The sequence below is a fragment of the Nitrosopumilus adriaticus genome (assembly GCF_000956175.1).
In the GTDB taxonomy this organism is placed as follows: Archaea; Thermoproteota; Nitrososphaeria; order Nitrososphaerales; family Nitrosopumilaceae; genus Nitrosopumilus; species Nitrosopumilus adriaticus.
Genome location: NZ_CP011070.1, coordinates 596,495 through 619,486, shown reverse-complemented (window position 1 = coordinate 619,486; position 22,992 = coordinate 596,495). Strand labels below are relative to the sequence as shown.

The 22,992-nt window shown below is 32.8% G+C and carries 37 protein-coding genes and 2 tRNA genes; 24 read left to right on the top strand and 15 right to left on the bottom strand.

Going from position 1 to position 22,992, the window contains the following annotated elements; all coding sequences use genetic code 11:
* The first annotated feature begins 15 nt into the window (after positions 1-15).
* Positions 16-183, top strand: coding sequence for a 50S ribosomal protein L40e (locus NADRNF5_RS03685; protein WP_048115813.1), 168 nt, complete (start codon positions 16-18; stop codon positions 181-183).
* A gap of 2 nt (positions 184-185) precedes the next feature.
* On the opposite strand, the gene NADRNF5_RS03680 is transcribed toward NADRNF5_RS03685, so the two are convergent.
* Positions 186-434 (bottom strand): hypothetical protein, encoded by a 249-nt coding sequence (locus tag NADRNF5_RS03680; protein WP_048115810.1) that lies wholly within the window; start codon positions 432-434, stop codon positions 186-188.
* Between the two features lie 93 nt (positions 435-527).
* Between NADRNF5_RS03680 and NADRNF5_RS03675 the strand changes: the two genes are divergently transcribed.
* A tRNA-Val gene (locus NADRNF5_RS03675) sits at positions 528-624 on the top strand.
* Between the two features lie 33 nt (positions 625-657).
* Here the strand turns inward: NADRNF5_RS03675 and NADRNF5_RS10670 are convergent.
* On the bottom strand, positions 658-1,635 hold the full coding sequence (locus NADRNF5_RS10670; protein ID WP_052661869.1) for a hypothetical protein: 978 nt from the start codon (positions 1,633-1,635) through the stop codon (positions 658-660).
* 170 nt (positions 1,636-1,805) lie between these two features.
* Here NADRNF5_RS10670 and NADRNF5_RS03665 point away from each other — a divergent pair, with 170 nt between their 5' ends.
* Positions 1,806-2,192, top strand: a complete 387-nt coding sequence (locus NADRNF5_RS03665) for a response regulator (protein ID WP_048115808.1) — start codon at positions 1,806-1,808, stop codon at positions 2,190-2,192.
* Between the two features lie 41 nt (positions 2,193-2,233).
* On the opposite strand, the gene NADRNF5_RS03660 is transcribed toward NADRNF5_RS03665, so the two are convergent.
* Positions 2,234-2,539 (bottom strand): hypothetical protein, encoded by a 306-nt coding sequence (locus tag NADRNF5_RS03660; RefSeq protein WP_148313058.1) that lies wholly within the window; start codon positions 2,537-2,539, stop codon positions 2,234-2,236.
* A 250-nt stretch (positions 2,540-2,789) separates the two neighbouring features.
* On the opposite strand from NADRNF5_RS03660, the gene NADRNF5_RS11755 reads away from it, so the two are divergent.
* Both NADRNF5_RS11755 and NADRNF5_RS03655 read left to right on the top strand, forming a co-directional pair.
* Entirely contained in the window at positions 2,790-2,921 is a 132-nt protein-coding gene (locus tag NADRNF5_RS11755; protein WP_255465256.1) for a hypothetical protein, read from the top strand.
* Positions 2,922-2,978: 57 nt separating this feature from the next.
* Entirely contained in the window at positions 2,979-3,395 is a 417-nt protein-coding gene (locus NADRNF5_RS03655) for a hypothetical protein (protein ID WP_048115805.1), read from the top strand.
* Positions 3,396-3,397: 2 nt separating this feature from the next.
* On the opposite strand, the gene NADRNF5_RS03650 is transcribed toward NADRNF5_RS03655, so the two are convergent.
* Positions 3,398-3,967, bottom strand: a complete 570-nt coding sequence (locus NADRNF5_RS03650) for an NADPH-dependent FMN reductase (RefSeq protein ID WP_202812731.1) — start codon at positions 3,965-3,967, stop codon at positions 3,398-3,400.
* A 101-nt stretch (positions 3,968-4,068) separates the two neighbouring features.
* On the opposite strand from NADRNF5_RS03650, the gene NADRNF5_RS03645 reads away from it, so the two are divergent.
* Together NADRNF5_RS03645 and NADRNF5_RS03640 are read left to right on the top strand one after the other, a co-directional pair.
* Positions 4,069-4,608 (top strand): inorganic diphosphatase, encoded by a 540-nt coding sequence (locus tag NADRNF5_RS03645; protein ID WP_048115802.1) that lies wholly within the window; start codon positions 4,069-4,071, stop codon positions 4,606-4,608.
* 1 nt (position 4,609) lies between these two features.
* Complete coding sequence (locus NADRNF5_RS03640; protein WP_048115800.1) at positions 4,610-4,864, top strand: UBP-type zinc finger domain-containing protein; 255 nt, start codon at positions 4,610-4,612, stop codon at positions 4,862-4,864.
* Positions 4,865-4,878: 14 nt separating this feature from the next.
* On the opposite strand, the gene NADRNF5_RS03635 is transcribed toward NADRNF5_RS03640, so the two are convergent.
* Positions 4,879-5,076 (bottom strand): hypothetical protein, encoded by a 198-nt coding sequence (locus NADRNF5_RS03635; RefSeq protein WP_048115798.1) that lies wholly within the window; start codon positions 5,074-5,076, stop codon positions 4,879-4,881.
* A 77-nt stretch (positions 5,077-5,153) separates the two neighbouring features.
* On the opposite strand from NADRNF5_RS03635, the gene NADRNF5_RS03630 reads away from it, so the two are divergent.
* The gene (locus tag NADRNF5_RS03630) at positions 5,154-6,926 is read left to right on the top strand and encodes a M3 family oligoendopeptidase (protein WP_048115797.1); all 1,773 of its coding nucleotides are present in this window, start codon (positions 5,154-5,156) and stop codon (positions 6,924-6,926) included.
* Positions 6,927-7,043: 117 nt separating this feature from the next.
* Here the strand turns inward: NADRNF5_RS03630 and NADRNF5_RS03625 are convergent, their stop codons facing one another.
* On the bottom strand, positions 7,044-7,613 hold the full coding sequence (locus NADRNF5_RS03625; protein ID WP_048115795.1) for a hypothetical protein: 570 nt from the start codon (positions 7,611-7,613) through the stop codon (positions 7,044-7,046).
* A gap of 129 nt (positions 7,614-7,742) precedes the next feature.
* Here NADRNF5_RS03625 and NADRNF5_RS03620 point away from each other — a divergent pair, with 129 nt between their 5' ends.
* Positions 7,743-8,900 (top strand): hypothetical protein, encoded by a 1,158-nt coding sequence (locus NADRNF5_RS03620; RefSeq protein WP_048115794.1) that lies wholly within the window; start codon positions 7,743-7,745, stop codon positions 8,898-8,900.
* On the opposite strand, the gene NADRNF5_RS03615 is transcribed toward NADRNF5_RS03620, so the two are convergent.
* Positions 8,901-9,452 carry a pyruvoyl-dependent arginine decarboxylase gene (locus NADRNF5_RS03615; protein ID WP_048118924.1) on the bottom strand — a complete coding sequence of 184 codons (552 nt, stop codon included), beginning with the start codon at positions 9,450-9,452 and terminating at the stop codon, positions 8,901-8,903.
* An 81-nt stretch (positions 9,453-9,533) separates the two neighbouring features.
* Positions 9,534-9,761 carry a hypothetical protein gene (locus NADRNF5_RS03610; protein ID WP_237089326.1) on the bottom strand — a complete coding sequence of 76 codons (228 nt, stop codon included), beginning with the start codon at positions 9,759-9,761 and terminating at the stop codon, positions 9,534-9,536.
* 119 nt (positions 9,762-9,880) lie between these two features.
* Here NADRNF5_RS03610 and NADRNF5_RS03605 point away from each other — a divergent pair.
* The 7 genes from NADRNF5_RS03605 (at position 9,881) to NADRNF5_RS03575 (ending at position 13,986) form a co-directional block, all read left to right on the top strand.
* A tRNA-Thr gene (locus tag NADRNF5_RS03605) sits at positions 9,881-9,955 on the top strand.
* A 72-nt stretch (positions 9,956-10,027) separates the two neighbouring features.
* Positions 10,028-10,834: a DsbA family protein gene (locus NADRNF5_RS03600; protein ID WP_048118913.1), complete on the top strand. Its 807-nt coding sequence runs from the start codon at positions 10,028-10,030 to the stop codon at positions 10,832-10,834.
* A gap of 102 nt (positions 10,835-10,936) precedes the next feature.
* The gene (locus NADRNF5_RS03595) at positions 10,937-12,253 is read left to right on the top strand and encodes a DEAD/DEAH box helicase (RefSeq protein ID WP_048115793.1); all 1,317 of its coding nucleotides are present in this window, start codon (positions 10,937-10,939) and stop codon (positions 12,251-12,253) included.
* Positions 12,254-12,305: 52 nt separating this feature from the next.
* The gene (locus tag NADRNF5_RS03590) at positions 12,306-12,539 is read left to right on the top strand and encodes an Lrp/AsnC ligand binding domain-containing protein (protein WP_048115788.1); all 234 of its coding nucleotides are present in this window, start codon (positions 12,306-12,308) and stop codon (positions 12,537-12,539) included.
* Between the two features lie 33 nt (positions 12,540-12,572).
* The gene (locus NADRNF5_RS03585; RefSeq protein WP_048115786.1) at positions 12,573-12,863 is read left to right on the top strand and encodes a hypothetical protein; all 291 of its coding nucleotides are present in this window, start codon (positions 12,573-12,575) and stop codon (positions 12,861-12,863) included.
* Entirely contained in the window at positions 12,860-13,549 is a 690-nt protein-coding gene (locus NADRNF5_RS03580) for a YidC/Oxa1 family membrane protein insertase (RefSeq protein WP_048115784.1), read from the top strand. Before NADRNF5_RS03585 ends, NADRNF5_RS03580 begins: the two co-directional genes overlap by 4 nt.
* Before the next feature lie 89 nt (positions 13,550-13,638).
* On the top strand, positions 13,639-13,986 hold the full coding sequence (locus NADRNF5_RS03575; protein WP_048115782.1) for a hypothetical protein: 348 nt from the start codon (positions 13,639-13,641) through the stop codon (positions 13,984-13,986).
* A gap of 105 nt (positions 13,987-14,091) precedes the next feature.
* Here NADRNF5_RS03575 and NADRNF5_RS03570 read toward each other — a convergent pair whose 3' ends face one another.
* Positions 14,092-14,349, bottom strand: coding sequence for a hypothetical protein (locus NADRNF5_RS03570; RefSeq protein WP_048115780.1), 258 nt, complete (start codon positions 14,347-14,349; stop codon positions 14,092-14,094).
* Positions 14,350-14,515: 166 nt separating this feature from the next.
* On the opposite strand from NADRNF5_RS03570, the gene NADRNF5_RS03565 reads away from it, so the two are divergent.
* The gene (locus tag NADRNF5_RS03565) at positions 14,516-15,277 is read left to right on the top strand and encodes an FxLYD domain-containing protein (protein WP_048115778.1); all 762 of its coding nucleotides are present in this window, start codon (positions 14,516-14,518) and stop codon (positions 15,275-15,277) included.
* Here NADRNF5_RS03565 and NADRNF5_RS03560 read toward each other — a convergent pair.
* A complete protein-coding gene (locus NADRNF5_RS03560; protein ID WP_048115777.1) occupies positions 15,237-15,695 on the bottom strand; it encodes a hypothetical protein in 459 nt (152 codons plus the stop codon). The genes NADRNF5_RS03565 and NADRNF5_RS03560 overlap by 41 nt on opposite strands.
* Before the next feature lie 301 nt (positions 15,696-15,996).
* On the opposite strand from NADRNF5_RS03560, the gene NADRNF5_RS03550 reads away from it, so the two are divergent.
* A complete protein-coding gene (locus tag NADRNF5_RS03550) occupies positions 15,997-16,335 on the top strand; it encodes a hypothetical protein (protein WP_048115773.1) in 339 nt (112 codons plus the stop codon).
* A 339-nt stretch (positions 16,336-16,674) separates the two neighbouring features.
* Complete coding sequence (locus NADRNF5_RS03545) at positions 16,675-16,995, top strand: hypothetical protein (protein WP_048118911.1); 321 nt, start codon at positions 16,675-16,677, stop codon at positions 16,993-16,995.
* On the opposite strand, the gene NADRNF5_RS03540 is transcribed toward NADRNF5_RS03545, so the two are convergent.
* Positions 16,992-19,019 carry a thioredoxin domain-containing protein gene (locus tag NADRNF5_RS03540; RefSeq protein ID WP_048115771.1) on the bottom strand — a complete coding sequence of 676 codons (2,028 nt, stop codon included), beginning with the start codon at positions 19,017-19,019 and terminating at the stop codon, positions 16,992-16,994. The two genes, NADRNF5_RS03545 and NADRNF5_RS03540, sit on opposite strands and share 4 nt — an antisense overlap.
* A gap of 43 nt (positions 19,020-19,062) precedes the next feature.
* Positions 19,063-19,296 (bottom strand): hypothetical protein, encoded by a 234-nt coding sequence (locus NADRNF5_RS03535; protein ID WP_048115769.1) that lies wholly within the window; start codon positions 19,294-19,296, stop codon positions 19,063-19,065.
* A gap of 73 nt (positions 19,297-19,369) precedes the next feature.
* Between NADRNF5_RS03535 and NADRNF5_RS03530 the strand changes: the two genes are divergently transcribed.
* From NADRNF5_RS03530 to NADRNF5_RS03525, 3 genes are read left to right on the top strand one after another with little or no spacing between them, the layout of a single operon-like run.
* The gene (locus NADRNF5_RS03530; RefSeq protein WP_048115767.1) at positions 19,370-20,404 is read left to right on the top strand and encodes an alcohol dehydrogenase catalytic domain-containing protein; all 1,035 of its coding nucleotides are present in this window, start codon (positions 19,370-19,372) and stop codon (positions 20,402-20,404) included.
* 36 nt (positions 20,405-20,440) lie between these two features.
* Positions 20,441-20,593: a hypothetical protein gene (locus NADRNF5_RS11285; protein ID WP_192828352.1), complete on the top strand. Its 153-nt coding sequence runs from the start codon at positions 20,441-20,443 to the stop codon at positions 20,591-20,593.
* Positions 20,594-20,626: 33 nt separating this feature from the next.
* On the top strand, positions 20,627-20,860 hold the full coding sequence (locus NADRNF5_RS03525; protein ID WP_048115766.1) for a hypothetical protein: 234 nt from the start codon (positions 20,627-20,629) through the stop codon (positions 20,858-20,860).
* Here NADRNF5_RS03525 and NADRNF5_RS03520 read toward each other — a convergent pair.
* Positions 20,850-21,350: a hypothetical protein gene (locus tag NADRNF5_RS03520; RefSeq protein ID WP_048115765.1), complete on the bottom strand. Its 501-nt coding sequence runs from the start codon at positions 21,348-21,350 to the stop codon at positions 20,850-20,852. The two genes, NADRNF5_RS03525 and NADRNF5_RS03520, sit on opposite strands and share 11 nt — an antisense overlap.
* A gap of 120 nt (positions 21,351-21,470) precedes the next feature.
* Here NADRNF5_RS03520 and NADRNF5_RS03515 point away from each other — a divergent pair, with 120 nt between their 5' ends.
* Positions 21,471-21,725, top strand: a complete 255-nt coding sequence (locus NADRNF5_RS03515; protein WP_048115760.1) for a hypothetical protein — start codon at positions 21,471-21,473, stop codon at positions 21,723-21,725.
* Between the two features lies 1 nt (position 21,726).
* Here NADRNF5_RS03515 and NADRNF5_RS03510 read toward each other — a convergent pair whose 3' ends face one another.
* Positions 21,727-22,413, bottom strand: a complete 687-nt coding sequence (locus NADRNF5_RS03510) for a hypothetical protein (protein ID WP_048115758.1) — start codon at positions 22,411-22,413, stop codon at positions 21,727-21,729.
* A 103-nt stretch (positions 22,414-22,516) separates the two neighbouring features.
* Here NADRNF5_RS03510 and NADRNF5_RS03505 point away from each other — a divergent pair, with 103 nt between their 5' ends.
* A complete protein-coding gene (locus tag NADRNF5_RS03505) occupies positions 22,517-22,726 on the top strand; it encodes a hypothetical protein (protein WP_048115756.1) in 210 nt (69 codons plus the stop codon).
* Here NADRNF5_RS03505 and NADRNF5_RS03500 read toward each other — a convergent pair.
* Complete coding sequence (locus NADRNF5_RS03500) at positions 22,723-22,953, bottom strand: Lrp/AsnC ligand binding domain-containing protein (protein ID WP_048115754.1); 231 nt, start codon at positions 22,951-22,953, stop codon at positions 22,723-22,725. The genes NADRNF5_RS03505 and NADRNF5_RS03500 overlap by 4 nt on opposite strands.
* Positions 22,954-22,992: the final 39 nt, after the last annotated feature.

The window sequence follows — 22,992 nt, the reverse complement described above, 5'->3', positions numbered from 1 at the left end:
TCAGGAGTCAATTAAATGCCTATTACAGACCCAGAAAAGAAACGAATTGCCCAGCAAGCTCGTCTTGTAATGAGAATTTGCTTCAAATGTGGATGTAGAAACGATATTGATGCTACACGATGCAGAAAATGCAGAAATCCATACTTGAGATTAAAGAACAGAAACCTAGGCGTTAAGAAATAGAACTAAAAATTCATCAATCTTTGTCTATAATTTACAATTGCAGATTTTAATTCATTATTGTATTTTATGATAAATGATTTTGCAGATTCAGGATTTTCTAAATCATCTAAAATTAATTGAAGATCATCAGGTAATTGATCATTCATCTGATAGAGAACTTTGGCAGCCTCTACATATTGTCCCAAATTTTCAGCATACTCGTATGCCAATTTCATTCTATCAATTAGCGCATCAAATTCTTGCAGAGACATGTCAATAATTTCTAAAATGAATACAAAAGCCCAAGGTAATTACATTATAATCTAATCTAAAGATAAAAAAGATCGTCTTTTGGTAGAATCTTCGGACCGGTCGTCTAGTTTGGTTTGGATGACGCACTCACACTGCGTAAGGGAGTAATCCCCGCAAAGGTCGTGGGTTCAAATCCCATCCGGTCCACCATACCACTACATCAAATCGTAAGAGATTTAGAATTTAATTTACTTGAATAATTCCTTTTTCCACCAGATATTGAATGGAATTAACCAATTCAGTATCAGATGTAAGGCCATTTGACCACCATCCAATATTTTGACGAACCCAATCTGGAACCACATTATCAGAACTTCCAGCACTTCCAGATAGATTTGGGATCTCAATAATTTCCTCAGAAATTAAATATTCAATTCCATCTACGAATTCAAAATCTTCAATCAGTCCATCAGACCACCAGGATGCAACATTTTTGAAATATGATGGAATTTGGATTTTATTTAATTGAAATTCCACTTTGCCAAAATTTTCTTCATCATAAGATGCAATTATACTAAAACTCCCAGATTCCCAATTATCTGCGATACTGATGTGAGCAGTAAAATCACCATTAGATTTTCCAGTGATTGTTACATCAGATGTTAACCCACTAGGATGAAGAATCTTTAGTGTGATTGGATCTCCTCTTTGATAATTTTTAATATTACCATTTACCTCAACTGTGGATTTCTCATTACCTGTAACGATAATTTCCTCTTCATCAATCTCCAAACTTCCAATGTTGGACATGACTGGAATATTTTGCACAGAAACAGAAGTGATAGAAAAGGAGGCAGAACCAATTTCATTATTGAGATAAGTTGCTAATAGTTGATAGTTTCCCACAGTCCAATTAGAGTCAAGTAGAATAGGAGTAGAAAAAATGCCTTCCTTATCTGCTTGAGTTTTAAGAGTTATCGAAGTATTGTCAGGTTTTTTGATTTCAATTAGTATCATCTGGCCCGAATTATAATCAACTACAGTTCCAGAGATATTAAGAATTGTAGGAGCAGTTTCAGAGATAGAGACTGAATCTTGGTCAATATTTAGCGAACCAAACTCAGTCGAGCTACCAGAAATGGCAGAGGCAGATACAAAATTTGAACTGACAATTATCAATACAAGTATTGATACAAAAATTATGCCAGAGTTTAGAATCATATCTCCTAAGAAATATCATTCAATAATTAAAGAATTATGAGAATAGCACCATCATAGATGTGAGCCAGATTAGAGAATGAATACTTTTGATTATCAAAAATTTAATTCATGCGTAATTTGTCCATTAAATTCAAACGCTATCACTTATTCCACAAATCAATCATAATGTAATGAAAATTCGCGTTATGCTAATTGATGATTACCATGATGTAACTGGAGTGATTTCAGAATTTCTTGGGTTCAACTCAATTGACGTAATTGCCATTGGGAGAAATGGAAAAGAGGCAGTCGAGCTATACAAAAAATACTCACCAGATGTTGTCGTGATGGATTATTTGATGCCACAATATAACGGACTATATGGACTAGAGAATATCCGTAAGATAAATCCCAATGCCAAAGTAATTATGCTAACAGGAAGTGTAGATGAAAAATTGCAGGATGAATTGATAGCACAGGGAGCCTCTGAAATATTGCCCAAGCCATCTAGTATGAACATAATTATGGAAACAATAAAAAAAGTTTCAATCAATAATTCCATACCTCTAAGTAATTAGGAAATTGTATTATAAAATCAAAAATTTTAAAAAAATTTAATCTACCTTTCCAAGACAGAAACAAAATCAGATATGCTGTTTTGACTAATTGAGGTATCAAAAATATTTTTAATTTTATTGAGAATTGAATCATATGAATTCCCATAAAGACTAATCAGAACAGACTTTAGACTTTCAGGATGATCAAATATTTCACTAGTAGTAATACTATGATCTTCTTTTAATTTTTTATTTACAATTTCAAGAGAGTCAACACTAATTCCAAGAAGTACGTGTTCAATTACTGTTGCCACTAACTCTCGGTAGGTTTCATCAGCATTTAGATTTTTGATTTTATATTCATCCATAGAAATCATTTCCAAAATTAAATTCTAAAATAGAAAAATACAGACTTTTGTGTTTTCTCAGAGAATTATCAAAAATCACAAAGTAAGACATCAGGATATTATGAGATGACACGTTTTTTGGTTTTAATACGAATGTTGTGCATTTTAAGCACATTGAGTATAAATAATAATTATTTAAGTTAGCCAAAATTGGCTGGGATTAAGTAATTGAAAAAGACTAGTTAAAATGGAGTAAAATCAAATTAACATTATGAAGGCCAAGTTTAATGGTAAATGTGTAGAATGTGGAGAATCAATTAAGGTAGGAAAGGAAATTTTGAAAAATTCAGATGATAAATGGGTTCACAAGGCATGCTCAGATCTAGAAGAAGAATTACCATGACTTACTAGAACAAATTAGTAAAAAATTTTTTAAGTAGCTTTGAAAAAACATTATCAGATGAAATCCAAAGTATTTTTGATGGCATCAATTTTAGCAGCTTTGTCTATTGGGATCATTCCAGTAGAGATTTCTGCACAAACAAACGAAGTTACAGTCACCCCAATTAATGAAGAGATTAGTTTGGAGAAAACAGTAGCCACGATGAACATACCTAAAGACAACACGTTGCCTTGGGGTTTTGTAAAAGGTGCACCATCTGAATACGTTGAAAGATTTCCTGTAATCATTCAGTTTTACAGCGGTGAGGATCCTGTTCATTTTGCTCAAGTCGATGTAAAGGGAGATGGATCATATGAATACAAATTCAGAGTAAGAAACCTAGATTCAACTACAGGAGAATTTGTAAATGTTTTTGAAGGAGAATATATTGTCAAGATTTTCAGAGTCATTCCAAATTCCAACGATATAGTTTAAAATCAATAGGGGGTTCCAATTTCTCGTTGTTTTGTAAAAGCTGAAACATACCACTCAAATTCATCTAAAAATTTAGCAATTCTTCTCTCATAATTTTCATCCAATAGTTTCCCATCATTATCAAAAACATCTTTTACTTTGGATATTGGTAATTGTGATGGAATTGCAGGCATTCCCATCTCTGCCAATATTTGCCGTAAATGATTTCCAGCCAGAATTCCTCCAAATGGACCTACAGAATAGGAAACGATAGCTGAAGGCTTGAAAAAGTATTCTTCTAAAAAATAATCCAGCGTATTTTTTAATGAAGATGAGACACTGTGATTATATTCAGGAGTTATTGGAACATATCCGTCTGCATCTTGGATAATTTTTTGGAGTTCTTGTAATTTCACAGGAGGGGATTTCATTTCTTTGTACATTTTATCAAGTAATGGAAGTTCCAAATCCATAGGATCTACCATAGATACTTGATGACCTCGGTCTTGCAGTTTTTCAACTATCCATTTTGCAACTTTGATTCCTTGTCTTTCAGATCTGACAGAACCAACAATGACTACAATTTTTGCCAATAGGCACATAATCAGAAAATACAATAAAAGATTTTTTCTAATTTCACCTAGAATTAATTCACAGAATTCATATATTGATTGGATAGTGGAAGAGCTAGAAAATGAGTAAGAATTATTGGCACGATATAGAATCAGGAAATGACATTCCTGAGATTATTAACGTAATTGTTGAAATTCCAAAGGGATCCATGAACAAGTACGAATATGATAAAAAACACAATATGATAAAATTAGACAGAGTTCTTTTCTCACCATTTCACTATCCCGGCGATTATGGATTAGTTCCTCAAACTTTGTCTGATGATGGGGATCCGCTTGATGCACTAGTACTAGTAACAAACTCAACATATCCTGGAATTCTAATTGAGGCAAGACCAATTGGATTGCTACAAATGAAAGACGATGGTAAATTAGATGACAAAATAATTTGTGTTGCAACAAATGATCCAAGATATCTGCATACTACAGATATTGCAGATATAGAAGATCACTATCGTTCAGAAATTGCTCACTTTTTTCAAGTGTATAAAGATCTGGAAGGAAAAAAAGTGGAGATTTTAGGTTGGAAATCTGCAAAAGAAGCAAAAATTGTCATTGTAGAATCGATAAAAAGATACAAAGACACTTTGAAAAAATATTAGCATGTCAAAAAATTGCGAGCATTTCACTCAAGAGAAACAAGTATCCCCAAATACAAAAAGTTGTGAAGAATGCGAAAAGGAACACCTGCCAGTTGTTGCAATTAGAATGTGTCTGACATGCGGTCATGTTGGATGTTGTGATTCATCAATTGGAAAACACGCCACTAAACACTTTGAGGAAACAGGACATCCCGTAATGAAAGCAATTCCTAATGATATTTGGAAGTGGTGTTATATTCACAAAGAATATTACTGATAATTACGACCAGACTAGTTCATTGTTCGTAATTGTTTTTCAGTATCACGAATAAAATCTTCATATTTCATTATTTGTGTAGTTAATCGAAACGCATTCATCTGATCCTCGTTAGCTTTTGATCCTAAGAGAGGTTTTCGGAGTGCCATGAGTCGCTGTTGTTCTTCAGTTGCTTTAAAAATATCATTTCTAAGATCATCTCTTGTTGCCACGTATAGTATACGTGAGCTTGAGATTTAAGAATTTCAGCACATATTGATTTTTTAATAGTTACAAGTTGATATTTTTAATGAAAGAGTATAAGCTTGGAAAATGGGATCTATCAGAATTGGCAAAAGATCCAAAAAGTCCAGCATTTCAAAAACAAATTCAGGAATTAGAAAAACAATCTGAAAAATTTGAAAAAATAAAATCAAAACTAGATCCTAAAATGTCAACAGAGAAATTTATGAATATTTTGCATCAGGTAGAAGAAATCTCTGAAAAGATGAGTAAGATTGGAGGATATGCATCTTTATCATATTCATCAGATACGCAATCTGATGAGGCAACATCACTAATGACTAAAATGTCAAAGTTAGGTTCCGAGATTTCAAATAAAATATTATTTTTTGATTTATGGTGGAAAACCCAAGTTGACGACAAAAATGCAAAGAGACTAATGAAAAATGCAGGAGAAATAACAGAATATCTATCCCATAAAAGATTATTTGCAAAATACGCACTAAGCGAACCTGAAGAGAGAATAATCAACACTCTAGATGTTACTGGAATCTCTGCACTTGTAAAACTGTATGACAAAATAACAAATGCATACGAGTACAAAATGAAGATAGGAAATAAAACAAAAAAAATGACAAGAGAAGAGCTTACAAATTATGTTCGAAGTACAAATTCTAAAGTTCGTGAAACGGCCTACAAAACAATTCTGACAAAATATTCTGAAAACAAAGGAGTAATTGGAGAAATATATCAAAATATTGTTCTCAATTGGAGAGATGAAGGAATAGAAATCAGAGGTTACAAATCCCCAATATCAATGAGGAATATTGGAAATGATGTAGATGATAAAACTATAGAATCACTTCTTTTAGTATGCAGAAAAAATTCCCCAATATTTCAAAAATTCTTTGCCCAAAAAGCAAAGATGTTGAAAATGAAAAAATTAAGAAGATATGATTTGTACGCACCAGCAGCAGCAAGTATCAAAGAAAAGAATTATTCTTACAACAATTCAGTTAAACTAGTTTTTGAATCTCTAGGGAAATTTAGTGAAACATTAGAAGAATTTGCAAGAAAGGTATTCAATGAAAAACATATTGATTCATCAGTAAGACAAGGAAAGAGAGACGGAGCATTTTGTAGTACATTAACCCCAAAAATCACACCCTATGTTCTAGTAAATTTTACAGGAAAGTCAAGAGACGTATTTACTTTAGCTCATGAATTAGGCCATGCAGTTCACAGTCAAGCTGCGCAAAACAGATCAATTCTGGTTCAAGATGCCCCATTACCTTTAGCAGAAACTGCATCTACATTTTCAGAATTGTTATTGTATGATAATTTATCAGACAAAATTTCAGACAATGAAAAAAAGATTATGTTATCTGAAAAAATAGATGATCTATATGCTACAATACTCAGACAATCATTTTTCACCATTTTTGAAGTAGATGCTCATGAGCAAATTGGAAAAGGAACTACTGTGGATGAGATTTCAAAAACATATCTTAAAAATCTCAAAGAGCAGTTTGGAAATTCAGTAAATCTATCTGAAGACTTTGCAATAGAGTGGAGTTGTATTCCACATTTTTACCATACACCATTTTACTGCTACGCATATTCTTTTGGGAATTTACTTGCACTATCACTATTTCAAAGATACAAAAAGGAAGGAAAAGACTTTGTTCCATCATATATTGAAATTCTTGCAGCAGGTGGCTCAAAGAAACCAGAAAAACTCCTATTAGAGCACAGTTTTGACATTAGATCCCCAAAATTTTGGCAAGAAGGATTTGATTATGTCAGAGACCAAGTTAGAACATTATCATTATTGAACTAGGTTTTAAATTAATGGGGCTGACAGTCCAACGCATGGACTGCCAGCTTGTTCCCCGAACGGTTTGAATTCGATGTCATCCTAAAGAAAATGTCAATCTGATTTAAACGTTTGAAGTAATCATAGGCCCAATTTTTTTGGTTTAATTTTCCTAATCGTCCCAGCAAGAATTCCAATAGTGAAACCTAATTGATACAGGAAATACAAAAGAACTTCAAATGAACTTGGAGTAAGATCTGTAAATCTACTCAAACCGGTAAGCAAAAGTAAAAGAGCACTAGAAATTAAAACGAATATTTTTGATGGACCACCAAGATTTGTAAATTTTAAAAGAACAAAGGTCATCACAGTAACAGAAATTGCCAAGATAGTAAGAAAGCCAGTATTCATTCCAAAAATCAAAAATAATGATGAAGCAATCTCGCTAGTATTTCCAGCAGGTAAATTAAAGAGATCAATTTTTTCAGGAGATGCAAATCTAGGAACACTCAAAATAGCATTTGCCAAAAATAAAAAAAACAATGTCACAGAAACTGTCTTAATATGATTTTGAAGACGAGGGAATCTTACAAGAATTGAGCGCCCCAAGATTATTCCTTGAATAAGACCAATTCCAAAAACTACTAAGACTGCAATAAGTTGTATAATAGGTTCATTGAAAGTTTCAACAAGAAACGGAATTAGTGCCATTACCAGTAGATTATTCAAATAAAGAGAATATTATCTAATTGGTGTGGGTTCAACCATCATAATCAAATCATATGTTTGAGAATCTAAAATAAGAGTAAATTTTATAATTTCCTCAATATTTGGAACACCATGCAGAAGTTAATTTTTTTGTTTTTTTTAGTTGCAATGATTGGAATTTCAGTAAATTATTCATATTCACAAGAAATGAGTCTTGCAACTTTTCAAGAAACTGCTCAAGTGATTATTGATAAGAGCATATCGCAAAATACAACTGCCTCAATTACACTACAAAGCACCAGTATTCAAGAGATCAAAATTCCAGCAGAATTAGAACAAAGAATTAGAGAAAATGGAAATATTTCTGCAGTAACCCTAACTAATCAGAACCAGTGTGTATTAGGAGTAAATAATGAATCATGTATTTTGATTAATGTAAAGAGAAATCCAGATGATAAGAATTTTCTACAAATTCAAAACAGAACCATCCAGATTGCCGGAGAATTCATTGATGAGATAAACGAGGTACTAGATACCAATGCCAAGCTACATTCTATATTTATCCACAGTTCAGATGAAGCAAGTACTGCTATGGAAACATCAGGAGTAATTTCGGGCAGAGGAACTATTTCTGCGGTATATACAATGCCGATGGAAGATACAGATTCAATGTATGAGAAAATATCTGCAATATTAATTCCTAAAATCATTAGAGAATCAGGAGGGTTTTATGATGTTGCAAGAAACTTGTCAAATCACGAAAATGCAAAAACGACATTCTCAATAATTCCAACTGAGAATAAATCATTACTTCAGTTAAGATTGTCAGTAAATTACCCTCAAACAGCATCAGAGATTAATGAAGTCAGTCCATTAGAATTTTTAAAAACAGATGAGTTGAAAAGATCAGATTATTTTTCATCAGGGTTTTACCCTTTGAATTCAATAATTCAGATAGTAGTATTAGATACTGAAAGTACAAAGGTTTCTGATGTGAAAGGAAATATTACACCCTCACAAATCATAGGTGGTGAAAGAATTCCAACAAACATTACAGAGCAAGGTTGGGTTTTTGATCCACAAGAAGGACAAAGAATTCAAGGAAAATATATTTTCGGCAAAGACACAACAGTTAGCAAGCAAGAACTAGAATTTTCACTTGGAGGGGAGCAATTACAAAGCAAACAGCCTGAAAAGATAGAATTTGATGAATCAATTATAGTTGTGATCATTATCACTGTTGTTGCAATTGCTGCTGCGATATTCTACCTTAAAGGATATAGAAAATAATTACAGTAAGAGGACAGCTGCTGCAAAAACAGTAGTCCATTTTCCATCTTTATCACCTTTCGTTGACTGGGTAATATTTTTTGTATTGTAAATTTTCCCGGATATAGACCACTGTTGTCTTTTTTCATCCCAGTTTTTATCAACATCAAATGGAATTCCCAATGAAGATGCCAGCATTTGTGCTGCAATATCTTCAGCATAATCACCGGCTTGAGTTTCATTTTGACCAAAAGATTCGTATTCTGAAAGGTATCCATATCTAGAACAATCCTTAGGAATTGCAATACCAACAGAAGCTGCACACATTCTATGGGGTTCTCTAGTCTGATTTTTTGAATAAATTGTAAACAATATCTGTCCAGGGCTAATTCTCTTAAGGCCTTCTTTTCTTGAAATTAATTTTGCTTTAGGTGGAAATATACTAGATATAAGAACTAGATTAGTTCCAGCAATTCCCGCATCCCTTAATGCATATTCAAAACTGGTTAATCTATCTTCATGTACGCCTTTTCCTTTTGTAAGAAATAATTTTTTAGCAACTAAATCAAGCATTTCTGAATTCATGAAAGAGAGTTATTATTTATACTTTAATTGACAGAGAGAAATTTTAAAATCTAAACCAAAAATATCTATCTAATCTCTTTTTCTTTTCTTCTTTCTTTTATCGGGAGATTTTTGAACTTGTGTCAGAAAGATGAATGTAAAGAATGCCCCTAAACCAACATTGATCAGACCCATAAAAGTAATCATAACAGTCATTGATGGAGGTGCAACAGATAATCCAATAATGATTCCAAGTACCCCTGTAGTGAAAAACATCATCATCAGAACCTTGACCCTTGTTGGTTCAATGTATCGCATATGTCGTATCAAAATACGACATTATTATAAATTGACTGTCAAACAAAGGGATCAAGATATAGAGGAGTCAACTAAATCTTGGTAACATTTTAAACCTGAAAAATTTCATTTTACTTTGTGCCAATGTAGCTCAGCCTGGTTAGAGCAGCTGATTTGTAATCAGCAGGTCGTGGGTTCGGATCCCGTCATTGGCTTTATCATATTTCTATAATTAATTCCAAATTTGGCAATACGAATAAGTATGCTGGATTTTGTCATTAATCAAAATGAGTTCTGAGGATGTGGAATCTAATCAAAATCATAATGATCATCGTTTAGTAAGAAAATCAACATTTAATGGATTAATAATCGGTTTTATTACCATAGTTGGGATTGCGGCATTTTTTGCTGGTTCTTATGTCTCTGAACTTAACTCAAATCAAATTACAGAAGAAGATCTAGATGATGCAATTGCCAAATTAGAACTGAAACTACTACAAAATCAATTACCGACAAAACAACCAACACCCACAGTAAAAATTTCAGCAGATAATGACCCAATTATTGGAAATCCTGATGCGCCAATTACAATAATAGAATTTTCAGATTTTCAGTGTCCATTTTGTGCCAGATTCCACATTCAAACACTTCCATTAATTCTTGAAGAATACATTGAGAAAGGAAAAGTAAAGTTAGTTTTTAGAGATTTCCCAATTCAGAGCATTCATCCAAATGCACTACCAGCGTCTGTTGCAGCTGAATGTGCAAATGAGCAAGGAAAGTTCAGAGAAATGCACGATATGTTATTTGATAATCAAAATCAGTGGAACAAATTAGAAACTAGTGATGTACTTTCTTTGTTTAGTAATTATGCATTAGAGATTCAATTGGATAAAGGAATATTTGATTCATGTCTTACTAGTGGAAAATATATCGAAGAGATTAGAAAAGATCTCGACGATGGTAGAGATTATGGAGTTTCAGGAACACCTGGATTTTTTGTAGGAAATGATCAGATCGGATATGTAGAGATTAAAGGTGCACAGCCATTTGAGAGTTTTAAAAAAATTATTGATGCTCAGTTAGAGGCGTAAATAATAACAAGCGTTTATTACACCTTCAAAGTCATTACAATTATCGGAATAATGACGTCAAAGCAATGAGCTTTTCGTCATTGCTTAAGAGAAGAAAACAAAATGACAAAATTTACAGAATTAGGATTAAAAGATGAAGTACTAAAGGGAATTACTGATCAACACTTTGATGAAGCTTTTCCAATTCAAGAGGCTGTTATCCCCGTACTTCTTTCAGGAAGAGATGTAGTAGGTCAAGCACATACAGGTTCAGGAAAAACTGCAGCATTTGCATTGGCAATGCTACAAGAGATACAACCAAAAAATGGAATTCAGGGATTAATCATGGCCCCCACAAGAGAACTTGCAATGCAGATTAGTGATGAAGTTAAAAAATTTGGAAAGTATACAGGAATCAAAGTAGCTACAGTTTACGGAGGACAAGGAATGGGAATTCAGTTAGATGCTCTTCATAGAGGGGTAGAGATTGTTGTTGCAACTCCAGGTAGATTAATTGATCATCTAAAAAGAGGTTCTATCGAACTCAGAGATGTAACCCACATTGTTCTTGATGAAGCAGACACAATGCTCGATATGGGATTCGTAGATGACATTTCATTTATCTTAGATTTAGCACCAGAAGATAGAGTTATGTCATTGTTTTCTGCAACAATGCCTACTGAAATCCTAAGATTGTCAGAAGAATATCTCAACAATCCAAAACAATTCCTTTTAGATGCCGATGATCTCAGTGGAGAGGGAATTGATCAATCATATTTAGTAATAAAAGACCGAGATAAATTCAAGTATCTAATTGATTTTATCAAAAAAACAAAAGGTCAATCAATTGTATTTTGTTCAACAAAATATAGAACCAGAGACGTAGCAAAATTCCTCCATCAGGAAAAATACAATGCAGTTGCAATTGAAGGGGATATGTCTCAACATAGAAGAGAACAGTCCATGGGCAAATTCAGAAGTGGAAAAGCAGACATTCTTGTTGCAACAGATGTGGCATCAAGAGGCATTGACGTCCCAAGAGTAGAACTAGTAGTAAATTATGATGTACCAAATCAAGAGATGGCATATTTCCATAGAATTGGAAGAACTGCAAGAGCTGGGGCACTTGGTAAAGCTGTTACATTTGTATCATATTCATCAGTAGGAGATTGGAATCTCATTAAAAGACAAATCAAAGTTCCTCTAAGGGATTTAAATCAAGAGATGGGAATTCAAATATCCATTCCAGATCCGCTAAAAAGACAGACACCATCTAGAAGATATGGCGGCCAATCAAGATCCAATTATTCCAGAGGAGGCCGTTCAGGAGGATATGGAGGATCAGACAGAAATAGAAATCCCAGAGACGACAGAGGCGGAAGAAAGAGATATCGAGACAATGATAATAAAAATAGCTACGGCGGACGTAGTAGATGGTAATCACTGTAAAACTTAAAGACCTGAACTTCACTAATCATTACTAGGTATACTAATGCACAAAGGATTCATTTTACTGAATTGTGATCTAGGAGCTGAAGAATATATCGTAGATGAATTAAAACACATGCAAGATGTCAATAATGCATACCTTACTTTTGGAGCATATGATGTAGTTGCAGAAGTGCAAACACAAAATCAAGATGAATTTGAAAAAGTGATTGGAGAAATTAGAAAATTATCAAGAGTTGTAAGCACTATGACTCTAAATGTCATTCAACCCGAATAATAGTTATATGAGTCATATTGGAATTGTTTCAAATTGCAAAAAATTGATTATGAAGCTCCAGTTTGGGTATTAAATTATAATAATCCAAAACCACTATTAGATCACGCCATCCATATGCTAGAAAGACATGGAGTTAAACGAGAAGATATGGAGATTACTGAAACTCCAAAAGCCAAAGTTGGGGCAATAGTTGTTGAGATTTGGCCATATGAATTAGTTATTGGAAGAGTTAGAACAACCAGAAATGATTCGTTTATCAGCGGTACAGAATTTACAGTAGAATTAAAGTTAGATGAAGATGGGAATTACATAGATTATCTTTGAAGAAAAAGAAAATACAAAATATCACAATTGGGATAATAGCAGTTACAATAATTGGCGCTATTATAGTATACAATTTTTCTGTAGACCAAACCAAACAGAAAGGTCTTCAATTCGGAATAGAGCTTGAACAAATTCAAGAGGAGGTTAAAGAATTGCAAACAAAATTCTATTCTGAAAAAACACGATGGGAAGAAGGCGATATGACAAAAGAAGAATTGTTAGAATTTTATGAAAAGCATTTACAAGATTTTGAAGTAATAATTTCTAAATATGATGATTTATCACCTCCAGAGATTTTCAAGGGGTCAGTAGAGCTATTGAAATTATCATCCCAGGCTCAACTAGATAGTGATACAGAGTTTATCAAATGGATAAAAACAGGGGATGAATCAGCTAAAATTCGCTCAGATACCCAAATTCAGGAATCACTAGAATATGAGATGCTGGGCTTGGTTGAATTTTATTCTGCTAAAACGGGTGTCAAAAACTATGATGAACCAGAAAAATTTGAAGCACCACAAACAGGACTGACACAAAAAGTAATACAAATTTCTGAAAATATGAAAAAACAATGCGACAATCAATTTAGAAATGAGCTAGGAGAATTTGATTCAGAGCAGATAGAAATCGAATGGTTCAACTGTACAAATGAGGCCAAAAAATGGAAAATTGAACATTTACCCTAATAAGGAAAAAAATTTTATCATCACAAAACAATGAAATCTTTTAAAAATATTTTAGTAAATTTTATCATCTAGAATGTTTTGGTATTATTATGGAAATTGAAGTGGCTGTTGAAAAACTATTGAAACTTAGTCCATCAGTTAGAGTAGTGACTGTATGCGATCTAAATGGAAAACTGGTTTATTCAGCACGTTCAAAGAAAGTAAGCATTTTGGTGACAAAGAAGCAGAGTTTGGCATCATTGAAGGCTGCAGCATATGATTGGAAGCAAAGAAAAAAACTATTGAAAACACTAGGTGCATGCAAATATGTTGTTGCAGAATATGACAAAGTAAAGAGAATAGTCATTCCTGCAGGAAAGAATCATATTTTGTATGTGACTACTACTGCTTCCTTAGATCATAACAAAGTTGTTCGAAAGGTGCGCTCATTCAAGTAACCTCAACAATTTCATTTTTTCTATTATTTTTTTATTTACATATTAATTAATGCTAAAATTATTTAGGCTACTTAAAAAAATATTAATTGTAATTTAATTTTCAGTTTACTTTTTGAGTTGTCGTCTTCCGGTTCCTCTACCAGAACTAACCCACATGCCTTTTGTGTCAGTGGTTTTGGTAGATGCAATATCACCAAATTTTATTTTTCCAGTTCCTCTTCCAACAGTTACATACTTGTCTTTTGAGGCTTCTTTTCTTGCAGCTTGAATTTTTTTGAAATCAGAGCCTGACCATTTACTGGCATCCTCATCAACTTCAATAGTTCCTGTTCCTCTACCAGATCGTACTTTTATTTTAGCCATATTTTCTAATAGTTTATACTCGATTCTCATTAATAAGATTTTTAAAAAGACCAGTTTTCTAAGATAATTCTCTCTTGAGTTGATTTATCACAATTATGCATGTAGGCAAAAAAGGAACAAGATATGAAAGATAAAACTTCTTTAAAGAATTCAAACAAACCAAAACATGGAACAGGTTTTTATCATCATATTTCTAATTACAGGAATTATTACACCTGTATTTGGAGAAGTATTTATTGAAAATGATCAGCAGTTTATTGGAGACGACAAATCTCTCCACGTTGTTGGGGAGATAACAAATAATCTCAAGGTCCCCCTAAGCCAAATCAATGTGATAATAACATTATTTGATGAAAATAAAAATCAAATTTTAGTAAAAGAAGTGAATTCTTTAGTAAATACAATCATGCCAGGAATGAAGGGACCATTTGAACTGATATTGCCAAGTAATGAAGCAAAAGATACTAAATCATATTCATTGAATTTAGATTATGAGTTGAGTCATCCAAAAAGTCAGGTGATAGATATTACTGAATCAGAATTATCAACAGACAATCACAATAACCTAATCATTACTGGTGTTGTCAAGAACAATGGCTACATTACAGCAAATACGGTAGCAATCATTGCAACTCTTTATGATGTTGAAGGAAATGTGGCAGGAGTCTCCAGAATCCATCCAGAACCAGACTATTTAGGGGTAAATGACAATGCCTTCTTTTTGGTTACAATTCCCGATAAAATTCAAAATAGTCAGATAAAAGAATACACATTGATTGCTGAATCAGAAGAGTATGCAGCGGTTCCAGAATTTCCCATAAGCACACTTGTTTTACTAGCAATAACACTATCAGCATATATTGGAATTACGAGATTTTCAGGTAAAATCATAACAAATCTAATTTCTGCAACAAATCTAAAGTCGTAGAGAGTTCTTCCGCTAGGTGTTTTTTTTCAAGAGGAGTAGGTTTTGAAAACTTCACTTCAAAAGTTATTGTAAGCATATCTTGATCTGTATGGGATATTCTAATTGAGTGCTTTTCTTTATTAGTTTGAGATAAAAAATTCTTCCATTTTTGCAAATGCTCATTAACCCTAGTTACATTTTCTTCTACTTTAGAAATATCAGTATCCAAATCAGAATCAAATAAACCAAATTTAACTAGAGGGACCATCACAATACCACCTAAAATTTTATCATGATTTTTTAGCATGGATGAAATAATTTCTTCAGAGTTCGCTTTTGGGAAAATGTTTCCATAGTCTGGATCAAAGTATCCTGCCACCATTTTTTTTGAATCATATATTCGAAAAAAGTCTTCGTCAGATTCTAATTTCCACAACATCTAAAAAATAATTTATGAATAAATAAACGATTAATCAAAGACAATTGGTACAATTTGTTAAAATTTTAGTCAGAGTAGTTTTTCAAGGCTTTATTCATAATCATTTCAGCGATATTATGAGTTTTAGAGCAAGTGTTTTTTCAAAAAAAGAGTTAGCATTAATCCTATCTGCATCTCTAATTGTCTCATCAATTTTGTATATTTCTTACGTCACAGGCAGATAGTCAATTAAGGTAATTTTGCAAATAGAGAAAAATCAATTCAAAGACAATTAAATAAACTAGGAAATAGAGAAAAAATCATGACAATTTCTAAAGAGAACAAAGATTTTATCGATAGTTTGATCGACTATTACATTAATGAATCTGAGTCATATAGGCAAATTGCAGAGAATTTTGTACCAGAAATAGGATCTGTTCCCGATACTGCATTTGGCATTATTACTGGATGTGTTTATTCAGGGTTTTTACAGGCATATCAAAATCAACAACAGTCACCAAGTTTGGAAGATATGAAAGAATTCAATCAGATCATCAAAGAGCGTGCCCCACTAATCAAAAAATCTATTTTGGAACCTCATAGATTTGAAACCAATAAAAAAGAGGCAGATGGAAATGAAGATTCTATTTTCAAAGAATAGTAATATTGATGTGAAAGAGTGCCTGATTAGGCACTCTTTCGTGACTCCTCTGTTAGAAAGGGTTTCCGCGTAGAGGGTATGGACACAGTTTTTTTGGCTTGTAATAATAAAAAATAGAATTTTTCTATTAAAACACTTACGTAGAAATCATTAGTGGGTTAATCAGAAAAAAGAAAAACCAGTACAGTTTAATTCCGAATAAATAAAATAAAAATATGAATGTCGACGGTAGTAAAATCATCTTCGGGTTAGGTGTAAGTGCAGCTGTGGCAACTGCAGTAATTGCACTATATTTTGCAATTCGGTAAAGATAAATCATCAAAAATACTAAACAAATCATTGTCAGCAACAAACGAATTCAAAATAACACAGATAGTAGATAATGGGCAGATGATCCAATTAACACTAGTAGAAAATGTTTCAACAGAACCAATATCACAAAAACAAATGATTATAGAAAATGTTTCAAAAAGACTTGATGCTGAAACAAAAGAACAAGTAATGCCATTACTTGAAGCTATTTTACAAGCTCAACCCACAGTCAATATAAAATCATATCAACAAACACAAATTACAATAGCTATGCCAAAATCAAGATACGATAACATGGGAAGACCTCAAGTTGGAAGTACAATTGATGTAAATTTAAAAAAAATCTAAAGATGTGAATTTATTTCATCTAATGTATGTAATGGCAATGAGCAAGAAAAATCTTTACAAACAAAAATAGTAGTTTTATCCTCAAAAGTTTTTCCAGCAAAAAATGGAAAATCAGATAAGCCATCCAATTGTGTAGAATTTTGAATAGTTACAATAAATGAATTAGGCAGATAATCAGTTACAATAGAATGACATAACTCGTAATTTTCAGTATTAACAATTGTTATTTCCAATGGTTTCTGCACATAGTTAAAAATAGTATTGAGTAAATATCCAAATCCGAAAGGGTTTTCTGCTGCCATCTGTGCCTGAGATTCCATTATTTTTGTTGAAATTTCTAGAAAATTCTGTTTTTGAGAAAGATGAAATAATCTTAGCATTACAAAAGCAGAAACAGAGTTTCCAGAGGGCAATGACAAATCATAGTTGCTCTTTGGTCGAATAATTAATTTTTCGTGATTATCAGAAGTCATAAAGAAGCTGCTAGTGTCTGAATCCCAAAAATGATCTACCAGATGAACACCCAATTTTAAAGCCAAATCAAGATATTTTTTTTCAGGTTCAATTTCAAATACATCCAGTAGTGCATTTACAAAATAGGAATAATCTTCCAGATATCCATCAATTTTTGCGGATCCATTTTTATAAGTACGTAATAATTTATCATTTTCAAAAAGATTATTTTCAATAAAAGAAATGCAGTTTTTTGCAGCATCAAGATATCGTGTATCATTTGTAACACGATATCCTTTCGCAAATGCCGTAATCATCAAAGAATTCCAAGAGACCAAAATTTTATCATCTAAGCCTGGTGGAATTCGCGTTGAACGAACTTTTAATAATTTTTCAGAACATGAATTAATTATTTCTTGAGCTTTTTGCTCAGTTACTCCAAAATTAAATGCAACAGTTGAGAGATTAAGGTTATTGCACAGAATATTATTTCCTTCCCAATTGCCACCATCAGTGACATCAAAGTAAAGACAAAATAGATCAGCATCGTTACCTAGAATTTCTTTAATTTCACTTTTCTTCCAAACATAGAATTTTCCTTCAACACCTTCAGAATCTGCATCATATGCAGAATAGAATCCACCTTCAGGAGAAGTCATTTCACGTAATACAAAATCAAGTGTTTTTTTCATCACATCAAGATAAAAAGGATCTTTTGTAATTTGATATGCCTCAGCATAATTAACAGATACCAATGCATTGTCATAAAGCATTTTTTCAAAATGAGGAACAAGCCACTTTGCATCTGTAGAATATCTAGAAAAACCACCACCTATTTGATCAAAAATTCCGCCCTTTGCCATTTTCTTGAGTGTTTTGAGGGAAAACTCATTGAATTTCGATAGACCTGAAAGTTTTGCATAGCGAAATAGAAATGAAATATTTGCAGCATTTGGGAACTTTGGTGCAGAGCCAAATCCACCATATGTCGGATCACCAATTTGAAATAAATTCATAGCAGCTTCATCTAGAATTGATCGTTCTAATTTTGTATGAACTGCAGTTGTTTCTGTTTTTTGAAGTGCATCAAGGAATTTTTCGGCTGATTTTTCAATGTCTTTTGGTTTTTCCTTCCATGCCTGTGATAGCTGTCTGCAAATACTTCCAAATCCTGGTCGTCCATAAGAATCCAAAACAGGGAAGTAAGTGCCAACATAGAATGGCTTTTGATCAGGCGTAAGAAAAATACTCAAAGGCCAACCACCTTGACCAGTTGCTATTTGACAAACTTTTTGATAAATATCATCAATGTCAGGTCTTTCTTCTCTATCAACCTTGATGTTTACAAAATTTTCATTCATGAATTTTGCAATATCTTCATTTTCAAAGGACTCATGTGCCATTACATGACACCAATGGCATGAGCTATACCCAATACTCAGAAAAATTGGTTTGTTTTCATCTTTTGCTTTTTTTAATGCAGTTTCATTCCAGCCATACCATTCAACGGGATTATGTGCATGTTGAAGCAAATAGGGACTACTCTCATGAATAAGATTATTTTCTGCCACGTTTAATCAAAGTCATTTCAATATTAGTACTTAATTGGATATACTAGCCCCAAATGCCTCTGCCTTCAGTTAATTCATAAATTCTAACATTAATTTTTCCAAGCAATTTCATTTTTGATTTATGAGCCTTTTTATCATGACTGTAATCTTTTTTTTCAACTAATTCTTGTAATCGCTGTAATTGCTCTAAGGATAATTTCTTAAATTCATTTTTAGATGCTGTGATTTGCTGCAATAGTTTTACCCTCTCACGATCCTCATCAGTAATTTCAGCCATGATTCATCTGAATTTTAGTCCTTTATTTTTCTAATGAGCGAATCTTAAAATTTCATGCTTTATGCTCCATTATATGGAAAAAATGCGTGCCATGGTACTATCTGAATGTGCCAAAATTGAAACAAATCCATTAAAATTAACTGAGATTGATAAGCATCAAATTCAAAGACCAAATGAAATTCTCTTAAAAATTGAAGCATGTGGAGTTTGTCATTCTCAACTTCACGGAATTGAAGGAGATTGGAAGGATATTGGTATACCACCAAATCTTCCGACAGTTCCAGGTCATGAGCTTGTTGGTAAAGTTGTTCAAATAGGTGATTCAGTTTCCAAATTCAAAGTAGGAGACAGGGCAGGAATCACCCCACTATTAGAGGCATGTAAAGACTGTCAATATTGTAAAGAAGGTAAAGAGTATCTTTGTGAATCATCAATAATTACTGGAGAGTCATTCAAAGGTGGCTATACAGAATTTATCACAGTTACAGAAGATTTTGCTACAAAAGTTCCAGATAATATGAAATCAGAATATGCTGCACCGTTGTTTTGTGCAGGCATTACAGCATACAAGGCAGTCAAAGCAGTAGAACCAAAATTACATAAAAAAATTGGAATTTTTGGAATTGGAGGAGTTGGACATATGGCCATACAGTTTGCTAAAGTTGAAAATTGTGATGTCATTGCATTTTCTAGAACACAGAAGCATCTTGATGTTGCAAAAAGATTGGGTGCAGTTGATTCAATGACATTTTCAGAAAATCAAGATGAATTTCTCGACAAAGTAAAAGAAAAACATGGGATGTTAGATGCTGCAATAGTTTTTGCGCCTGCAGACATAGTTACAGACACTGCAATAAAATCAGTAAAAAAAGGGGGATTAATCGTAATTGCAACGGTTGGAGAAAATCCTTCATTCATGGCATTTGAGGAAAAAACAATTAGAGGAACTTTGATTGGTTCTACAAAAGATATGGAGCAGGTAATCAAAATATGCAATGAGAATAATATTGAGGTGATTTCCCAAGCGTTCCCATTAGAAAGTGCAAATGAAGTACTAAAAAAATTAAAAAATTCCGAAATTGAAGCTCGAGCAGTCTTAATACCATAACTTGCAGATTAAATATCGGAAAATCTGAATTTGGATATGAATTGCAATAGATGCCATCATACTGATGAAGCACATTCACCAAACGAGGAGAGTAATTCTATAATCAAAGTCGGCAAATGTCAAATTCCCACATGCACATGTCAGCAATACTTGGATCCAATTCAAGAAATCGATGAAGATTTGTTGTAACAATTCATATAGTAAAATCAATTTACAGTATTCATGGACAAACATAAACCATCAGATGAAATGATTAAAGAATTAGACAATTTATTATCAAAAATAAATGCAATGGAAATTGTTGCATCAGATGATTATCAAAAAAATTCAATTAAAATAATGAGGGCTCTAGTAGAAGGGCAAATGCATTCAATCAATGAATTTCAGCATTTGAAAAAGGCTATTGATTTGCTAACTCTGCAATTGTTTGATGTGCAAAATAAAGTTAAGAGTTAAGTTTTGTGTCACTCAACCCACAGCTAGTACATCGATAAACGGTGGATTTTTCAAGGATTTGTTCTGCCTTCATTTCCGAACCACAACATAGACAAGAAATTTTTTGTGGTTTTTCATTCGATTCTTCAGAATTTCTAACAGTATAAGTGGGCTCTGGTTTTACAGTATTTTCAGAATTGCATGGTGGTTTGTATCTTGAAAGTATTTTATTGTAAACACTTTGTCTGTAATCCTTACTTGATTCAAACATAGGCAATATTGCAAGGTAAAGTGATTTTTCAGAGCCTGATTTCTGAACCCAGCATTTGAAATCTTTGTGCTGTACAAAAAAGGACTTGTCATCAGTCTTCTCACAGTCACCAATATAGAGAACATTGAATTTGTCCTGATCTTTTGAAAGGATTAGATAGACCAATTTTTCCATTGGTGGTCCCCAATCATCAAGAGGGATTGGACCTAGAAACTCATACTGGAGAATTTGAATGCTCAATGTAGAACTTTTAGAGTACTTTCTTTTCTTTTTTTCCCAAAAAATACCCTAGTTCTAAGAAATTGATCGCAAAATCATAACTTGAAAAGATTAAATTCAAGAGTTTTTGATTTTTAGTAAATGAAAGAACCTCACAATTATGCCCAAGTTGGTTATTCAATGATTTTAGTTTCAGCAAGTCTTGCAGTTGTAGGTCTTTTGGCATTATTTATGGCAGATGATGTACTTTTTGCAGATAACATTCAAAGAGATGCCACAGCACATTTCAATGAATGTAAATTAAATGATTTTGTACCAGATGATTGTGTAAAATACAGAGATAGAATTAACAATGAAATCTCAGGAATTTATGTAGACCCAGTAAAGTGGGAATAACTCAGTAACCATTAGTAAAATCTTCTAGCATGTTTTGATTTTTTGTCAGTTTATTCATAGCATAAAATGCTCCACCAACTATTCCTGCTTGATAAAATGTATACAAGAAGACTCCAGAAGAGGTTGGATCAGATTTAGTGAAACTCAAAACAAGAATTGTCATAAACACAAAGGTTCCAACAAAGGTCACCATTCTATTCAAAAACCCAGAATTCATTCCAACAATTCTTTTAGTTGCAGAAGCCATCAATGTAATACTAGTGATTATCAGAAATGTTGCACCGCCATTTGCAGTTACAAATTCATTTACCCATGGTAAAAGTCCATCATCTAAAATTGAAACTTCTGGCATCACACTTCCGCCATTAATTGCAAAGTTCACAGCACTGAACATGCCACCTATAACAAAAAAGAACAAGAATATTTTTACAATGGATCTTTTAAACGCACTACGTATTTCTGAAGGACGTACAGCCCTTTCTGTAATCCTCACACCATAAAGAAATCCAATTGCCATGGCTGGAAGAAACATGATATTTATCAAAATAGGGGATTCTTTATTGATAGATTCAATTTGTGGATGAAAAATTAGAAACAAGAGAATTGCCAGAGATGCTGAAGATGCAAATAATATCAAACCCACATATTTGTGGCCGTGCGACTCATAGGTCGTATCCCATTCGTACATTTTATCAACTCTTAGGGATGTAATTAAAGAGCAAATCGAAAAATCATTTGGTCAAATTATCAATTCTCTTTACCCTTTTTAGCACTAAAACTTTAGATATTTTATGAAAAAGTGGATTTCCATCATAATAGTAGGAGCAATTATTGGATTGTTTGGCATTATTTTTCATCTTCAAGGGCAATCCGTGGTAGGCCCTGAATCATCATTCATGTATTCAAATCCTGATTGGATAACCTATGGCATTCAAATTGCAATAATAGGATTAATTGTAATAGGAATAGGGACAGCAATCTTCGTACTGAAAAAAGATTAGTTTGTAACACGTAATGTTATTGTGCTTCGAATTTTTGGTAGTTTTCTAATCTTGGCAGAAATTATCTCATTCATTTGTGCAGGAGTATCTGTAACAAATTCTGCCACAACATCATAACTACCATAAGTTATCAGACAGTTTTTCACCTCAGGTATTTTTTTTAATTGAGTAGAAAGGGATTGCTCTTCCCCTATTTCACAACTAATTAGCATGTATGCTTTTTCCATCTAGATCAAATTTTGTTAAAAAAACACCAACTTAAAGAC

What these genes read in the sequence shown, in the direction of transcription:
- NADRNF5_RS03685 (WP_048115813.1), top strand. Translation starts at nt 16, where the DNA reads ATGCCTATTACAGACCCAGAAAAGAAACGAATTGCCCAGCAAGCTCGT.
- NADRNF5_RS03680 (WP_048115810.1), bottom strand. Translation starts at nt 434, where the DNA reads ATGTCTCTGCAAGAATTTGATGCGCTAATTGATAGAATGAAATTGGCA.
- NADRNF5_RS10670 (WP_052661869.1), bottom strand. Translation starts at nt 1,635, where the DNA reads ATGATTCTAAACTCTGGCATAATTTTTGTATCAATACTTGTATTGATA.
- NADRNF5_RS03665 (WP_048115808.1), top strand. Translation starts at nt 1,806, where the DNA reads ATGAAAATTCGCGTTATGCTAATTGATGATTACCATGATGTAACTGGA.
- NADRNF5_RS03660 (WP_148313058.1), bottom strand. Translation starts at nt 2,539, where the DNA reads ATGGATGAATATAAAATCAAAAATCTAAATGCTGATGAAACCTACCGA.
- NADRNF5_RS11755 (WP_255465256.1), top strand. Translation starts at nt 2,790, where the DNA reads ATGAAGGCCAAGTTTAATGGTAAATGTGTAGAATGTGGAGAATCAATT.
- NADRNF5_RS03655 (WP_048115805.1), top strand. Translation starts at nt 2,979, where the DNA reads ATGAAATCCAAAGTATTTTTGATGGCATCAATTTTAGCAGCTTTGTCT.
- NADRNF5_RS03645 (WP_048115802.1), top strand. Translation starts at nt 4,069, where the DNA reads ATGAGTAAGAATTATTGGCACGATATAGAATCAGGAAATGACATTCCT.
- NADRNF5_RS03640 (WP_048115800.1), top strand. Translation starts at nt 4,610, where the DNA reads ATGTCAAAAAATTGCGAGCATTTCACTCAAGAGAAACAAGTATCCCCA.
- NADRNF5_RS03630 (WP_048115797.1), top strand. Translation starts at nt 5,154, where the DNA reads ATGAAAGAGTATAAGCTTGGAAAATGGGATCTATCAGAATTGGCAAAA.
- NADRNF5_RS03625 (WP_048115795.1), bottom strand. Translation starts at nt 7,613, where the DNA reads ATGGCACTAATTCCGTTTCTTGTTGAAACTTTCAATGAACCTATTATA.
- NADRNF5_RS03620 (WP_048115794.1), top strand. Translation starts at nt 7,743, where the DNA reads ATGCAGAAGTTAATTTTTTTGTTTTTTTTAGTTGCAATGATTGGAATT.
- NADRNF5_RS03615 (WP_048118924.1), bottom strand. Translation starts at nt 9,452, where the DNA reads ATGCTTGATTTAGTTGCTAAAAAATTATTTCTTACAAAAGGAAAAGGC.
- NADRNF5_RS03610 (WP_237089326.1), bottom strand. Translation starts at nt 9,761, where the DNA reads ATGCGATACATTGAACCAACAAGGGTCAAGGTTCTGATGATGATGTTT.
- NADRNF5_RS03600 (WP_048118913.1), top strand. Translation starts at nt 10,028, where the DNA reads ATGAGTTCTGAGGATGTGGAATCTAATCAAAATCATAATGATCATCGT.
- NADRNF5_RS03595 (WP_048115793.1), top strand. Translation starts at nt 10,937, where the DNA reads ATGACAAAATTTACAGAATTAGGATTAAAAGATGAAGTACTAAAGGGA.
- NADRNF5_RS03590 (WP_048115788.1), top strand. Translation starts at nt 12,306, where the DNA reads ATGCACAAAGGATTCATTTTACTGAATTGTGATCTAGGAGCTGAAGAA.
- NADRNF5_RS03575 (WP_048115782.1), top strand. Translation starts at nt 13,639, where the DNA reads ATGGAAATTGAAGTGGCTGTTGAAAAACTATTGAAACTTAGTCCATCA.
- NADRNF5_RS03570 (WP_048115780.1), bottom strand. Translation starts at nt 14,349, where the DNA reads ATGGCTAAAATAAAAGTACGATCTGGTAGAGGAACAGGAACTATTGAA.
- NADRNF5_RS03565 (WP_048115778.1), top strand. Translation starts at nt 14,516, where the DNA reads ATGGAACAGGTTTTTATCATCATATTTCTAATTACAGGAATTATTACA.
- NADRNF5_RS03560 (WP_048115777.1), bottom strand. Translation starts at nt 15,695, where the DNA reads ATGTTGTGGAAATTAGAATCTGACGAAGACTTTTTTCGAATATATGAT.
- NADRNF5_RS03550 (WP_048115773.1), top strand. Translation starts at nt 15,997, where the DNA reads ATGACAATTTCTAAAGAGAACAAAGATTTTATCGATAGTTTGATCGAC.
- NADRNF5_RS03535 (WP_048115769.1), bottom strand. Translation starts at nt 19,296, where the DNA reads ATGGCTGAAATTACTGATGAGGATCGTGAGAGGGTAAAACTATTGCAG.
- NADRNF5_RS03530 (WP_048115767.1), top strand. Translation starts at nt 19,370, where the DNA reads ATGGAAAAAATGCGTGCCATGGTACTATCTGAATGTGCCAAAATTGAA.
- NADRNF5_RS11285 (WP_192828352.1), top strand. Translation starts at nt 20,441, where the DNA reads ATGAATTGCAATAGATGCCATCATACTGATGAAGCACATTCACCAAAC.
- NADRNF5_RS03525 (WP_048115766.1), top strand. Translation starts at nt 20,627, where the DNA reads ATGGACAAACATAAACCATCAGATGAAATGATTAAAGAATTAGACAAT.
- NADRNF5_RS03515 (WP_048115760.1), top strand. Translation starts at nt 21,471, where the DNA reads ATGAAAGAACCTCACAATTATGCCCAAGTTGGTTATTCAATGATTTTA.
- NADRNF5_RS03510 (WP_048115758.1), bottom strand. Translation starts at nt 22,413, where the DNA reads ATGTACGAATGGGATACGACCTATGAGTCGCACGGCCACAAATATGTG.
- NADRNF5_RS03505 (WP_048115756.1), top strand. Translation starts at nt 22,517, where the DNA reads ATGAAAAAGTGGATTTCCATCATAATAGTAGGAGCAATTATTGGATTG.
- NADRNF5_RS03500 (WP_048115754.1), bottom strand. Translation starts at nt 22,953, where the DNA reads ATGGAAAAAGCATACATGCTAATTAGTTGTGAAATAGGGGAAGAGCAA.